This is a genomic window from Acidovorax sp. 99 (assembly GCF_003096455.1).
GTDB lineage: Bacteria > Pseudomonadota > Gammaproteobacteria > Burkholderiales > Burkholderiaceae_C > Acidovorax > Acidovorax delafieldii.
This window is the reverse complement of record NZ_QEKU01000001.1, coordinates 3,411,080-3,424,939: the sequence shown is the minus strand read 5'-3', so window position 1 is coordinate 3,424,939 and position 13,860 is coordinate 3,411,080. Positions and strand designations below refer to the sequence as shown.

The following is a 13,860-nucleotide window of genomic DNA, read 5'->3' as shown; positions in this document are numbered from 1 at the left end:
GTATTTACGCTGGTTTAGGGTGTTTAGAGCCCTACCTCCAGCGTTTCAGTCCTTTTTGGCCCAGATGGCGGCAAAAAACCCGTCGGTCTGATGCAGATGGGGCCATAAGCGCAAATAATCACTGCCCGATGCACCCCCGCTGCACAAACCCTTAGCCCCCTCGACCTTGAGCTGCTCCAGCAGTTCACGAGCATCCAGCAGCTGGAAGTCGGGGTGTGTTGCGCTGAAGGCCTCGGCAATGGCCTCGTTTTCTTGCGGCAGGATGCTGCAGGTGGCGTACACCAGACGGCCGCCCGGCTTGAGCAGGCGGGCTGCACTGTCCAGGATGGCCGTCTGCTTGGCCACCAGCTCCTCGATGGCCTTGGGCGACTGGCGCCATTTGAGGTCGGGGTTGCGCCGCAGGGTGCCTAGACCCGAGCAAGGCGCGTCCACGAGGACGCGGTCGATCTTGCCCGCCAGGCGCTTGACGCGGTCATCACGCTCGTGGGCGATGGCGGCGGGGTGCACGTTCGACAGGCCGCTGCGGGCCAGGCGCGGTTTGAGCGCATCCAGGCGGTGAGCTGACACGTCAAAAGCGTACAGCCGCCCAGTGCTGCGCATGCTCGCGCCAATGGCCAGCGTCTTGCCCCCAGCGCCAGCGCAGAAGTCCACCACCATCTCGCCACGCTTGGCGTCGAGCAGCAGGGCAAGCAGCTGTGAGCCCTCGTCCTGCACCTCGATGGCGCCCCGCGTGAAGGCATCGAGCTTGGTCAGCGCGGGCTTGTCATCAATGCGCAAGCCCCAGGGTGAATACGGTGTGGGATGCGCCTTGATGCCAGCTTTGGCCAGCTCCTTTTGCACATCGGCGCGCTTGTCCTTGAGGGCATTGACGCGCAAATCCAGGGGGGCGCTCTGGGCCAGACTTTCCACCAGCGGCCAGAAGCCATCGCCCAGCTGGTCCTTCAGGGGCTTGACCATCCATTCGGGCAGGTTGTGACGATGGCGCTCCATCAGGTCATCGACCGTGACCGCATCACACTGGTCCAGCCAGTTTTTCTCCTGGTCGGTCAACGCACTCTTGAGGAAATCGCGCGGGCCATAGAAACCCAGGATGGCCAGGCGGCGCTCCTTGGGACCCGAGCCTGACGGGGCCATGTGGTCAAACAGGAGCTTCTTGCGCAGAACGGTGTAAACCGTTTCAGCCAGCGTGGCGCGCTCGCGCGGCCCCAGGCCCCGGTTGTCGCGGAAGAAACGCGACACCACCGCGTCGGCGGGGTGTTCAAACGTGAGGGTGAGCCTGACCAGTTCGGTGCAGGCGTCGAGAAGAACTTTGGGATGCATCCTGCGATTGTCCCATTCCCGGCCAACCTGGCGACCTCGCCCCCACCCGTCCAACGCGGGAGCCAAACCTCAACGGCCAAGCCACTCCATGCACGGCCAAGTCGTCAGCGGCTGTAGATCGGTTCGAACGCCGAGCGCTCGATCTGCTGCAGGGTCGGCGACTCACCCGCCCACAGCACCAGCGCGGGGCCTGGCAGGCTCAGGTTGCGCTCCAGCGCGCGGCACAGGTGGTAGCGGCTTTCATCGTCCATGCCCGGCAGCTCGACAAACACCAGGTAGGCCCGGCGCTGGGGGTACTCGCGCAGGTTCTTGCGCACCAGCCAGCAGCGGGCCAGAGGAGCGCAGCGGGCCAGCTCGGACTGCAGTTCGGCCAGCTCGAACGAGCTGAGGTCATGCCGCACGATCTGGCTGAAGAACGAGGTGCCCGACAGCTCTTCCCAGGCCCGCTCTTCGGATTCTTGCGCGCGCTCCAGCCGCTTGCGCCATTGCTTGAAAGCGGCCGCATCGTGGTCCAGCCCCAGGCGTGGAGTCTCCAGTTCGGCCAATGCCGTGCGCGCAGCCCAGTAACGGTCGCTGCTGCCGGTTTCCCACAGGCGGTGCAGCAGCTGCAGCTTGCCCTCCCGATCCTCCTCTGCCAGGCAGGGCACCAGCCCGCGCAACGCGGCAGGGTATTCGGGGCTGCGCTGCAGCGCCAGCTCGTACAGGGCGCGGACATCGGCATGCGGGTCCAGATGGCGCTTCAGGCGGGCCAGCTCCACAAGGTCCGCAGCGCTGCTCTGTGCCGTGGATGCACCCAGGGCCTCGGCGCGTGCGCGCACGCGCCCCAGCCAGGCGTGGTGCTGCTTCCATTCGCTGGCGTTGTCGCGGCACCATTGCTTGTCGAAATGGGCCACCCAGCGTTTGGCATCCGGGCCTAGCAGGGCCAGCGCGTTGCCGCGCGACCATTCCGGCAGGGTGGGCGTGGCGTCCAGTGCCTCGATGCGGTCGCGCAGGCTGGGGTGGGTGTCGTCCAGATTGCTCAGACGCTTGAGCGCCTGGCGCAGGGCATCGTTGGCAAAGGCGGCATCGGGGGCCTTGGCCAGGGCACGGCGCATGCTGCGATAAGGGCCTACCGGCAACGGGTTACCCGCCGCTGCACACCAGTGGTTGCCCCAGAACTCCGCCTGCAGCCAGGCGCCCCGGATCTCGATCTCGGCCAAGGCCGCAGCAGTCACGTCGCGGCCCAGTAGCTTGCCGGCGATGCGGTCGGCCTCGTATTCATCCTGGCGGGCCAGTGCAAAGGTCTTGGCCGAAAACCGTGGAAAGTACCAGCGCATGAACAGCTGCGTGGCGGCAGCCACCGGCCCTTCATCGTCGGCCAGGCTGTGGTTCAGGCGCATCCACGACAGGCGGGTGCGGTAGATCCAAGCCGCAAAGCGGCCATGGTCGCCCCGCAGGTGGCCATACTCGTGCGCCAGCACCGCCAGGAATCGCGGCCGGTCAAGTGCCATCAACAGGGGCAGGCCAATGCTCAGGTGATTGACGGCGCCGCCCAGCAGCCCAAAACGCGGCAGTTGCTGGATGCTGGCATTGAACTCGTCGGTCAGCGTGACCTTGTGGATGGGGGGGCCCTTGATCTTGCGGCGGATGCGCGCCAGCGCTTCAAACAGGTCGGGGGCATCCAGTGCTGTGATCTCCACGCCCTGGGGCTCATCAAACCGCACCCACAGCGCACGCAGGCTCACCCACAGCAGACCTCCGGCACCCAGCAGGGCCCACAGCATCGCGAAACGAAAGCGCCCCTGCAGCAACTGGGGCACCACCCACAGCAAAATACCCACGGCCAGTGCCATACACCCCAGCACCCATGCATAACCCAGGGCGGCAAACGCAGCCACACTGCGGCGGTATGCGCTACTGTTCTCGGCGCTGGCATGTTCGCTCATGCGCACCATGTGCACAAAATCTGCCTGATCCACGGGCGTCCCTCACTCTGGTTGATTTTTTTCAGCCGCCATCCTAACCATTCACGCCACCGCAACACCATGACCGACGACGACCTGCCAGAGCTCATCCGCACACCACCCGGCCTGTACCGCCACTACAAGGGCATGCTCTATGAAGTGATCGACACCGTGCGCCACAGCGAGACGCTGGAGCCCATGACGCTGTACCGCGCGCTGTATGGCCAGCGCGGCCTGTGGGTGCGGCCGGCCGCCATGTTTGAGGAGCAAGTGCTCATTGATGGCGTGCTGCGCCCCCGGTTTGAAAAATGGGAGGGCGAAGCTCCCGCCGCCTGAGCCCTACTGATATCCGGCGACAGCGCGCGGAAACACTGCGGCCACCACCAGCCCACCGCCCGGTGCATTGCGCAGCGCCAGTCGGCCACCGTGGCGCCGCACGATGTCGCTGGCGATGGTGAGCCCCAGCCCCACCCCGCCGCTCTGGCGATTGCGCGAGGCCTCCACACGGTAGAAGGGCTCCAAGACCCGGTCCAGCTCCTCGGGCGGCAAGCCCGGGCCGTGGTCACGCACCTCAATGGTCAGGGCGTCTGCCACATCGTGCAGCGTGACCTCGGCGCTGCCGCCGTAGCGCACGGCATTGCCCACCAGGTTGTCCAGACAACGCCGCATTGCCACGGCCTGCACACGCAAGGGGGCAGCCTGCCCCACCACGGTGACGGCGTGGCCCATCGCCACCTGGTCGTCCGCCATGCTGTCCACCAGGGCCTGCACATCCAGATGCACCCAAGCCTCCTCACCCGCCACGCCACGCAGGTAATCCAGCGTGGAGGCAATCATGGCGTCCATTTCGGCAATGTCGCGCCGAAACAGCTGCTGCGCCTGGGCGTCGCCCAGGCTTTCGGTGCGCAGCCGCAGCCGCGTCAGGGGCGTGCGCAAATCGTGCGACACGGCCGCCACAAAGCGGTCGCGCTCGGCCAGTTGCTGGCGGATGCGCGCCTGCATCTGGTTGAACACACGGCTGGCGTCGCGGCATTCCAGCGTGCCGTCCTCGGGCAACGGGGTGCGGTGGATGTCGCGCCCCAGCTCCTGTGCGGCCGTAGCCAGCCGGCGCATGGGGCGCGACAGCCAGCGCGCAGCCCACCAAGCTGCAGCCACCAATGCGGCCAGACGCACACTGATGTCCAGCAACAGGCCCAGCTGCAGCGACGGTGGTGCGTTCCACAAGCCCGGTGCGGGCCCTGGCGGCGGCAATGGGCGCCCATCGGCCGCCAATGCGTGCGGCGGCGGGCCGGGCGGGTGGCCTGGATGGGCAGGGCGCAGTTCGAACATCAGCGTCAGCGCCAGCACATGGCTCACGATGACGGCGGCGATGAGCAGCAGGGCGAGCCGACCGAACAGGGTGTCAGGCATGCAGCGCTGGACTGCAGCGCGCAGCTGCGATTGCGTGGGCGTCAGTGGGGCCACCCTACCTGCCCTTGCAGCGACTGCACGTTGAACAGATACCCGGCACCGCGCACGGTGCGGATCATGGAAGGCGACCGCGGATCGTCCGCAAGCTTGCTGCGCAGGCGTGACACCAGCAGGTCGATGCTTCGCTCGAATGCATCCATGGCCCGGCCGCGGGCCTGCTCCATGAGCTGGTCGCGGCTGAAAACGCGGCGCGGCATGCGCAAAAAGGTGCACAGCAAACGGAACTCGGCATTCGACAAGGGCACTACCATGCCCCCGGGCGATACCAGATGCCGCTCCAGGCTGTGCAGCGTCCAGCCATCAAACCGCACCACTTCATCAGGCCCTTGCCGCACAGGTGCCTCGGCGCCGCGCGTGCGGCGCAGCACGGTCTGGATGCGGGCTACCAGCTCACGCGGCTCGAAGGGTTTGCCCATGTAATCGTCCGCGCCCATCTCCAGCCCCAGCACGCAGTCATACGGGTTGGCGCGCGCAGTGAGCATGATGATGGGCACCCGCGAGCGCTCACGCAGCTCCCTTGCCAGCGTGATCCCGTCGGTGCCGGGCAGCATCACATCCAGCACCACCAGGCCGATGGGCTGGGCGGCCATCTGGGCGCGCATCGTCTGCGCGTCACAGGCCGCGTGGGCGGCATAGCCAAAGCGGGTCAGGTAGTCGGTGAGGAGTGTGGTGATCTCGACATCGTCGTCCACCACCAGGATGTGTTGCATGGGCAGGCACAGGCACAAAAGAACGCACCAAGTTTAGGGAGGCTGCGCACCCTGCTCGGGGCAATCTGGCGGGCCTTTGCCCCCCTGTTCATGCCTTGCATCTGCCCTTTGTATCGGCCTTGGTACAAAGCGGACAAACCCTGGAGACACGCGCACCCAAGAATGGGATCGGGCCATGGCTGAGGGCTTCCGCAGTGGAGGGCCCGGCACCGGTCCACCTTTGGAACGAAAGGAACAACGATGACGACCATCAGTAGCGTCAGCAGTGCCTGGTCCAGTGCGAGCGTGCAGCGGGCATCGCGCCCGGGGCCTTCGCCGGAGCGGCTGCTGTCCAAGATCGATACCGACGGTAGCGGCGGCGTGAGCGACACCGAATTGCAGGGCCTGCTGGACAACGTGGCGAAGAAGACCGGCGCCAGCAGCCAGACCAGCGCGGCCGACCTGGTGAAGCAATACGACGCCAACGGCGACGGCAGCCTGAACGCCGGCGAGCTGGGCAAGACTCTGCAAAGCGTGCTGCCACCGCCCCCCTCCACCATGGCATTTGCCCAGTCGCGCGGTGGCGAAAGCAGCAGTTCGGCCACCAGCGCCACCGGCCAGGCGGGCGACGACCTGTTTGGCAAAGTGGACAGCGACGGCGATGGCGCCGTGAGCAAGACCGAGCTGCAGGCCCTGCTGGAGGCCATGTCCGGCGGCACCGCCAGCCAGACCGGCGTGAGCAGCGACGACGTGTTCGGCCAGCTGGATACCGATGGTGATGGCAGCCTGACGCAGGCCGAGTTCGATGCGGGTCGCCCCTCAGGCCCCGGCGCGGGTGCCGATGGCATGCAGGCCATGGGCGGCATGCCAGCACCTCCGGGTGGTCCGGGTGGTCCGAGGGGTGCAGGTGGCGCTGGCGCCGCATCCGACAGCAGCTCGGCGACCAGCTACGACCCCCTGGACACCAACGAGGATGGCAAGGTCTCCGCCGCCGAGCGCTTGGCGGGCGGAACCAGCACAGCCGAGCAGGACGCCATCACCGCGCTGTTCAACGCCATCGACACCGACGGCGATGCCAGCATCAGCGCCAGCGAGTCAAAGGCGTTCATCGACCAACTGACCAGCCAGGTCCAGTCCAGCACCAGCACAGAGTCCACCGGCCGCAACGACCTGGCGCGGCTGGCCGACTTTGCCCGGCAGCAGTACGAACGCGCCGCCAGCGACTGGCGCACGGCATCGAACACCAGCAGTCTGAGCGCCGTGGCCTGACAAGGTGTGAAAGACCCGGTGGCGCACTCCGGGCACCCCTGGTTTCTGGCCGCACAGTGCGATTCGCCCGTCAGTTGACGAGCTGTGCGAGCCAGAAACCGGCCCCGGGGCTGGTGGGTGGGTCCTGGGACACGAAACCTGATCCAAATCGGCCAGATGCGCTAGTGCATCATGCCTTGATAGCTATAAATTTAGTAGCATTGACCCTGTCAACGTGGGAGCGGTGGGCACCCCACGCGCCCGGCCTACCTCGCCCCGACCTCACCCCCCTACAGGGAGCGCACCAGCGCCCGCACGGCGCGGGGGTAGATCACATGCTCCTGGGTCAGCACCCGGGCGGCCAGCGTCTCGGCGGTGTCGCCCGGCAGCACCGGCACCACGGCCTGGTCCAGGATGGGGCCCACGTCCAGCTCGGCCGTCACCCGGTGCACCGTCACGCCCGCAAACTTGCAGCCCGCGTCGATGGCGCGCTGGTGCGTGTGCAGCCCGGTAAAGGCCGGCAACAGCGAAGGGTGGATATTGATGAGCCGCCCGGCGTAGTGCGCCACAAACCCTGGCGTCAGGATGCGCATGAACCCCGCCAGCACCACCAGGGCAGGCTGGTGGCGGTCGATGGTGGCCGCCAGCTCGGCATCAAAAGCCTCGCGGCTGGCAAACGCCTTGTGGTCCAGCGCCTCGGCGGCGATGCCCTGCTCGCGCGCAAACACCAGCCCGGCGGCCTCCGGTTTGTTGCTGATGACGGCCGCCACGCGGGCGCCGTAGCGCTGCTCCCAGCGCTCCTGCTGTGCCGTGCGGACGATGGTGGCCATGTTGGAGCCGCTGCCAGAGATCAGAATGACGATGTTCTTCATAAATTGCCACGGATTATCTAGGAGGCTGTCGAGCATGGGGTTCGCTCTGCGCCACCGCCTGGGGGTGCCAGGCAAGGCGCGGGTGAGGCCGTGTGGCCCAGCCACACAACGAACCCGCAACGCAGCATGGCGGCCCCAGGTGGCGGCCCGAAGGGTTGTGCGACATAGCACGCAGGCGGCGTTGCCCATGCTCGCTGCACAGCCAGTGCTGCTTGCGCTGGGCGCCTAGCCTGCATACTCTGTCGCACAACGCAGCGCCAACCCCAAGCCCGACAGCCTCCTCATGCCCTTCGACCCCACCACCCGTCCCCTGACACCCAACGAAGCCCGCGTGCTCGCCACTCTGATGGAAAAGGCGCGCACCGTGCCCGACAGCTACCCCATGTCGCTCAACGGCCTGGTCACCGGCTGCAACCAGAAAACCAGCCGCGACCCGGTGATGAACCTGAGTGACGCCGAGGCGCAGGAGGCACTGGATTCACTCAAGCTGCTGACGCTGGCGTTTGAGAGCAGCGGCAACCGCACCACACGCTGGGAGCACAACTTTCAGCGTGGCGTGGGCGTGCCCGAGCAGTCGGCCGTGCTGCTGGGCTTACTGATGTTGCGCGGCCCGCAGACGGCGGGCGAGCTGCGCATCAACGCCGAGCGCTGGTACCGGTTTGCGGACATTTCGTCGGTCGAAGCCTTTCTGGACGAGTTGCAGGAGCGCAGTGCCGAAAAGGGTGGCCCGCTGGTCGTGCAGCTGCCCCGCGCTCCCGGCGCGCGCGAGCAACGCTGGGCGCATTTGATGTGCGGGCCGGTGGACACCACCGCCAGCCATGCGCCCGCAGGCAGTGCGGGCGTCAGCCCATCGCCCGCACTGCAGGCCCGTGTGGACGCCCTGGAGGCCGAAGTGGCAAGCCTGCGCAACACCGTGCAGCGCCTGTGCGCCGAGCTGGGCATTTCCCCTGAGTTCAGTCCAATGTCGCCACCCGGACAGGAATAAAACGAACGACCGTGCTACAAATGCAGTATCACTAGGAGACGCACCGCATGGATCTCGCATTTACCCCCGAAGAACAGGCGTTTCGCGAAGAGATTCGCGCCTGGGTTCACGCCAACCTGCCCAAGGAAATTTCGCACAAGGTGCACAACGCCCTGCGCCTGACCCGCGAAGACATGCAGGGCTGGGCCAAGATCCTGGGAAAAAAGGGCTGGCTGGGCTTTGGCTGGCCCAAGGAGTTCGGCGGCCCCGGCTGGACAGCCGTGCAAAAGCACCTGTTTGAAGAGGAATGCGCCCTGGCGGGCGCGCCACGCATCGTGCCGTTCGGCCCGGTGATGGTGGCCCCGGTGATCATGGCGTTTGGCAATGCCGAGCAGCAAAAGCGCTTCTTGCCCGGCATCGCCAGCGGCGAAGTCTGGTGGAGTCAGGGTTACAGCGAACCCGGTTCGGGCTCGGACCTGGCCAGCGTCAAGACCCGCGCCGAGCGCGTGGGCGACAAGTACATCGTCAACGGCCAAAAGACCTGGACCACGCTGGGCCAGCATGGCGACTGGATGTTCAACCTGGTGCGCACCAGCACCGAGGGCAAGCCCCAGACCGGCATCTCCTTCCTGCTGGTGGACATGAAGTCCAAGGGCGTCACCGTGCGCCCCATCAAGCTGCTGGACGGCGAGTGCGAAGTGAACGAAGTGTTCTTCGACAACGTCGAAGTGCCCGCCGAGAACCTGATCGGTGAAGAGAACAAGGGCTGGACCTACGCCAAGCACCTGCTGAGCCACGAGCGCACCAACATCGCCGACGTGAACCGCAGCAAGCGCGAGCTGGAGCGCCTCAAGCGCATCGCCAAGACCGAAGGCGTGTGGGACGACCTGCGCTTCCGCGACCAGATCGCCCTGCTCGAAGTCGACATCGTGGCACTCGAAATGCTGGTGCTGCGCGTACTGTCTGCCGAGAAGTCCGGCAAGAACTCGCTCGACATCGCGGGCCTGCTCAAGATCAAGGGCAGCGAGATCCAGCAGCGCTACGCCGAGCTAATGATGCTGGCCGCAGGCCCCTTTGCCATGCCCTTCATCGAAGAGGCCATGGAGGCCGGCTGGCAGGGCAACTTCCCCGGCGGCGTCACCGCCAACGCACCGCTGGCATCCACCTACTTCAACCTGCGCAAGACCACCATCTATGGTGGCTCCAACGAAGTGCAGCGCAACATCGTGGCTCAGACCGTCCTCGGCTGATCTCAAGTTCCAGGAGACAAGAACATGGATTTCGATTTTTCTGACGACCAGGAACAACTGCGCGACGCCGTGCGCAAGTGGGTGGACAAGGGCTACACCTTTGAGCGCCGCCGCGCGGCCGTGGCTGCGGGCGGCTTTGACCGCGCCGCCTGGGGCGAGCTGGCCGAGCTGGGCCTGACCGCCCTGACGGTGCCCGAAGCGCACGACGGCATGGGCCAGGGCGCCATCGACGCGATGGTGGTGGCCGAGGAACTGGGCCGTGGCATTGTGCTGGAGCCCATCGCCCAAGCCTTCATCGCCAGCAGCGTGCTGTCGCACTACGCACCCGCCGAAGTGCAAAGTGCCTGGCTGCCCCGCGTGGCCAGCGGCGAAGCCCTGGTGGTGCTGGCCCAGCAGGAGCGCAAGGCGCGCTACCGCCTGGATGTTTGCGAAGCAAAAGCAGCTAAAGCGCAATCAGGATATACGGTAACAGCTATCAAAAGCGTAGTACCTGCGGGTGACAAGGCGGACGCCTTCATCGTGCCCGCACAACTGGACGGCAAGATCGCCCTCTTCCTCGTCGAACGCACTGCGAGCGGCGTGACCACGCAAGGCTACGTCACGCAAGACGGCAGCCGCGCCGCCGAAGTGCACCTGGCCAACGCCCCCGCCACGCTCATCACCACCGACGGCCTGGCCGCGCTGGAGCTGGCCGTGGACACCGGCATCGCCGCCGCCTGCGCCGAAGCCGTGGGCGTGATGGACAAAACCGTGGCCATCACAGTCGAGTACATGAACCAGCGCAAGCAGTTCGGCGTGTTCATTTCCAGCTTCCAGGCGCTGCGCCACCGTGTGGCCGACATGAAGATGCAGCTGGAGCTGGCCCGCTCGATGAGCTACTACGCCAGCCTCAAGCTCGGCGCCCCTGCGGAAGAACGCCGCGCCGCCATGGCCCGCGCCAAGGTGCAGCTGGGCCAGTCGATGCGCTTTGTGGGTCAGCAGGCCGTGCAATTGCACGGTGGCATCGGCGTGACGGACGAATACATCGTGAGCCACTACTTCAAGAAGCTCACGCAGCTGGAAGTGACTTTTGGCGACACGCTGCACCATCTGGGCGAAGTGTCCGCCCGCATGCAAGACACGGCGGGCGTGTTTGCCTGATGTGACCTGACGCAGGCGCGTAACACCCGCAAACGATGCTCGTGGATTCCCCAGTCCACGGGCATTTTTTCTTTTTGGAGACTCCCCCATGAATCACGCATTCCTGTTGCCACGCCGATCCCTCTTGCTGGCAGCCGCTGCGGCCGCCGGCCTGGCGCTGGCAGGCTGCGCCACCCAGAGCCCCAGCCTGGCAGAAGCACCGCCCATCGTCTTTGTGCATGGCAACGGCGACACCGCCGCGCTGTGGCAGACCACCGTCTGGCGGTTCGAGTCCAACGGCTGGCCCCGCGAGCGACTGCACGCCATCGACGTGCCCTACCCCCTGTCGCGCGATGAGGACGCCAAGCCCCAGCCGGGCCGCACCTCGGCCGCAGAGCACATGGCCTACCTCAAGGCCGAAGTGGACAAGGTGCTCAAAGCCACAGGCGCCCGCCAGGTCGTGCTGGTCGGCAACTCGCGCGGCGGCAATGCCATCCGCAACTACATCTACAACGGGGGCGGCGACAAGACGGTGAGCCACGCGATCCTAGGCGGCACACCCAACCACGGCGTGTGGGCGATACCAGGGTTCCGAGAAGGCAACGAGTTCTCGGGCACAGGCCCCTTCCTCAAAGCGCTGAATGCCCCCAAGAACGCTGCGGGCGACGAAGTGAGCGGCCCGGTGAAATGGCTGACCATCCGCTCGGACAACAACGACAAGTTCGCCCAGCCCGACGGTCTGTGGATCGGCCAGAAAGGCACGCCCACCAACGTGACCGCCACCGGCCCCGAACTCAAGGGTGCCACCAACGTGGTGATTCCACGCATCGACCACCGCGAGACTTCGTACTCCCCCGTTGCGTTTGAAGCCACCTATCGCTTCATCACCGGCAAGGCCCCCGCACGCACCGAGATCGCCGCGGAGAAATCCGTAGTGATCAACGGCAAAGTCACGGGCCTGGGGGTGGACTCTGCCGACCCCAAGACCGGCAACTTCAGCAACAACCTGCCCCTTGCGGGGGCCCAGCTGGAGGTGTACGCCACCGACTCCGCCACTGGTGCACGCACGGGCAACCCGCTGCTGCGAAAGACAGTGGGTGCTGATGGCCAATGGGGTCCGTTGGTGGTTGCACCCGGCGCACCCATCGAGTTCGTAATCACCGCGCCTGGATATGCCACCACCCACATCTACCGCAGCGGCTTTCCGCGCAGTAGTGACCTCATCCATCTGCGCGCAGAACGCATGGCCGATGCCGACAAGGGCGCCGAGAGCGTTGTGACCTTGACCCGCCCGCGCGGCTACCTGGACCCGGCGCGCGACAAGATGCTGCTGGATGGTGCAGTGCCTGCGGGCGTGCCCGCTGGTGCCGGCGTCGCATCTGCCAAGGTCAAGCCCGCGGGGGGCGTGCGCAGTATTGCGGGTGAATTCAATGGGGAGCGGGTGGCAGGGCAGACTTGGCCTGCTGCGCAAGGGCACGTGGTAATGCTGGAGCTGAACCACTGAGCGCAAGCCACTAAGTTGGTGAAAAGAGCCGCCCCCAAATCCCGGATAATCCGCCATTCGCCTGCGGCCGCCACCGCAGTTCGGGCGACTCGCTCGACCCTCGCTTTTGCCTATTCTGTTTCTGCCCATGAGCGCTATTGCCAACGACCCCAACCTTAAGCACCTCACCAAAGCCCGTGAACAGATTGCCAAGGGCGACCTGAAGAACGCAGCCCTAACGCTCAACAAAGCCAACGCCCAGTGGCCCCAGGACCCACGTGTCTTCATGCTGGGAGGTCTGCTGGCGGAAAAAGCTGGCAACGTGAAGGGCGCTTTTGAGGCACTGCGCAAGTCCGTATCGCTGGCCCCTGAATGGGGACCGGGCCTGCTGGAACTGGCGCTTTTGCTGGCGCGGCAGAACCAGTTCAAGGAAGCTGTTGAAACCGCTGAAAAAGTAGCGCTACTCGAACCCAAGAACTTGCAGGTGCTGGCGGGCGTGGTGGATATCGCCCACCGCGCGGGCCATTCTGAAATGGCGATCCGCCATCTGCGCCGCGGGCTGGAGTTGGTCCCAGGAGATGTGATGCTGCGGCGCCTGCTGGCGCGCGACCTGAGCGAATTGGGCCAGCACGAAGAATCTTTGTCCCTGTGGGACGCACTGGTCGATGAGAGCCCCCAGGAGTCCCAATCACTGCTAGGTCGTGTCCAGGCGTACATTGCTGCAGGCAAGCCCACGGACGCAGAGAAGGACGCAGTAGCCCTGCTGCAGCTGGCTCCTGGCGACGCGGTCTATCAGTACTACGCACAGGTGGCCCGCGGCGAAACTCCTGCACAGCAACCTGTGGAGCTGATGCGCCCGCTGTTTGACGGCATGGCCGAGTTCTACGACATGCACATGGTGCGTAGCCTGAAGTACCAGCTGCCCAAACAGGTTGCAGACAAGATTCTTGCCCGACACCCCGACAAGAAAATCAATGTGCTGGATCTCGGTTGTGGAACCGGCCTGCTGGGCGTATGCCTGGGCCGCCTGGACGGCGCACTGATCGGCGTAGACCTGTCTATGAAGATGGTGGAGCAGGCGGCGCGCCACAATGTGTACGACCGCTTTCATACTGTCAACCTGCACGACGCCTTGCGTGAAACGCCAGATGGCCTGTATCAGGTGATCGCCGCGCTGGATGTGTTCAGTTACGCAGGCGATTTAACCAAGGCTATTCCCAATGCGTTCCGCGTCCTTACAACGAACGGAGTACTGATCTTCTCCTGCGAAACAGCTCCGGAGGCAGGACCGGATCTCGTGCTGTTACCAGTTGGACGTTACGCGCACAAGCTTAGCCACATTCAGTCCATCTGCAAGGCCGCCGGCTTCGATGCGGTGGAAGTGGAAGAAACAGTGCTGCACCACGAAAATCTTTTTCCCGTGCAAGGCTTTGTCGTCACGGCCCATAAGCCCGTTTGATCCGGGATCTGTGATCACCGTTGGAGGTAGACCAGCCTTCCAA

General features: G+C 65.5%; 12 protein-coding genes. 7 read left to right on the top strand and 5 right to left on the bottom strand.

All coding sequences use genetic code 11. The features are described from left to right. Nucleotides 1–45 precede the first annotated feature (45 nt). Both C8C95_RS15940 and C8C95_RS15935 read right to left on the bottom strand, forming a co-directional pair. A complete protein-coding gene (locus C8C95_RS15940; RefSeq protein ID WP_116749212.1) occupies nucleotides 46–1,320 on the bottom strand; it encodes an RsmB/NOP family class I SAM-dependent RNA methyltransferase in 1,275 nt (424 codons plus the stop codon). Between the two features lie 104 nt (nucleotides 1,321–1,424). Beyond that, on the bottom strand, nucleotides 1,425–3,278 hold the full coding sequence (locus tag C8C95_RS15935; protein ID WP_116749211.1) for a M48 family metallopeptidase: 1,854 nt from the start codon (nucleotides 3,276–3,278) through the stop codon (nucleotides 1,425–1,427). A 66-nt stretch (nucleotides 3,279–3,344) separates the two neighbouring features. On the opposite strand from C8C95_RS15935, the gene C8C95_RS15930 reads away from it, so the two are divergent. After that, entirely contained in the window at nucleotides 3,345–3,599 is a 255-nt protein-coding gene (locus C8C95_RS15930; RefSeq protein ID WP_056747477.1) for a DUF1653 domain-containing protein, read from the top strand. 3 nt (nucleotides 3,600–3,602) lie between these two features. Here C8C95_RS15930 and C8C95_RS15925 read toward each other — a convergent pair whose 3' ends face one another. Both C8C95_RS15925 and C8C95_RS15920 read right to left on the bottom strand, forming a co-directional pair. Next, complete coding sequence (locus C8C95_RS15925) at nucleotides 3,603–4,673, bottom strand: ATP-binding protein (RefSeq protein ID WP_116750312.1); 1,071 nt, start codon at nucleotides 4,671–4,673, stop codon at nucleotides 3,603–3,605. Nucleotides 4,674–4,714: 41 nt separating this feature from the next. After that, complete coding sequence (locus C8C95_RS15920) at nucleotides 4,715–5,443, bottom strand: response regulator transcription factor (RefSeq protein ID WP_056061026.1); 729 nt, start codon at nucleotides 5,441–5,443, stop codon at nucleotides 4,715–4,717. Nucleotides 5,444–5,683: 240 nt separating this feature from the next. Between C8C95_RS15920 and xopAW the strand changes: the two genes are divergently transcribed. Continuing rightward, nucleotides 5,684–6,691, top strand: a complete 1,008-nt coding sequence (xopAW, locus tag C8C95_RS15915; RefSeq protein WP_116749210.1) for a XopAW family type III secretion system calcium-binding effector — start codon at nucleotides 5,684–5,686, stop codon at nucleotides 6,689–6,691. Nucleotides 6,692–6,960: 269 nt separating this feature from the next. On the opposite strand, the gene purN is transcribed toward xopAW, so the two are convergent. Further along, nucleotides 6,961–7,542, bottom strand: a complete 582-nt coding sequence (gene purN, locus C8C95_RS15910; RefSeq protein ID WP_116749209.1) for a phosphoribosylglycinamide formyltransferase — start codon at nucleotides 7,540–7,542, stop codon at nucleotides 6,961–6,963. Nucleotides 7,543–7,825: 283 nt separating this feature from the next. Here purN and C8C95_RS15905 point away from each other — a divergent pair, with 283 nt between their 5' ends. The 5 genes from C8C95_RS15905 to C8C95_RS15885 all read left to right on the top strand — a co-directional run bounded on the left by C8C95_RS15905 (nucleotide 7,826) and on the right by C8C95_RS15885 (nucleotide 13,817). Continuing rightward, nucleotides 7,826–8,527: a YceH family protein gene (locus C8C95_RS15905; protein ID WP_116749208.1), complete on the top strand. Its 702-nt coding sequence runs from the start codon at nucleotides 7,826–7,828 to the stop codon at nucleotides 8,525–8,527. A 47-nt stretch (nucleotides 8,528–8,574) separates the two neighbouring features. Next, entirely contained in the window at nucleotides 8,575–9,756 is a 1,182-nt protein-coding gene (locus C8C95_RS15900) for an acyl-CoA dehydrogenase family protein (protein ID WP_015013079.1), read from the top strand. A gap of 24 nt (nucleotides 9,757–9,780) precedes the next feature. Then, nucleotides 9,781–10,896 carry an acyl-CoA dehydrogenase family protein gene (locus C8C95_RS15895; protein WP_116749207.1) on the top strand — a complete coding sequence of 372 codons (1,116 nt, stop codon included), beginning with the start codon at nucleotides 9,781–9,783 and terminating at the stop codon, nucleotides 10,894–10,896. Nucleotides 10,897–10,984: 88 nt separating this feature from the next. Beyond that, a complete protein-coding gene (locus C8C95_RS15890) occupies nucleotides 10,985–12,379 on the top strand; it encodes an alpha/beta fold hydrolase (RefSeq protein ID WP_207780608.1) in 1,395 nt (464 codons plus the stop codon). A gap of 127 nt (nucleotides 12,380–12,506) precedes the next feature. Further along, nucleotides 12,507–13,817 (top strand): tetratricopeptide repeat protein, encoded by a 1,311-nt coding sequence (locus C8C95_RS15885; RefSeq protein WP_116749206.1) that lies wholly within the window; start codon nucleotides 12,507–12,509, stop codon nucleotides 13,815–13,817. Nucleotides 13,818–13,860: the final 43 nt, after the last annotated feature.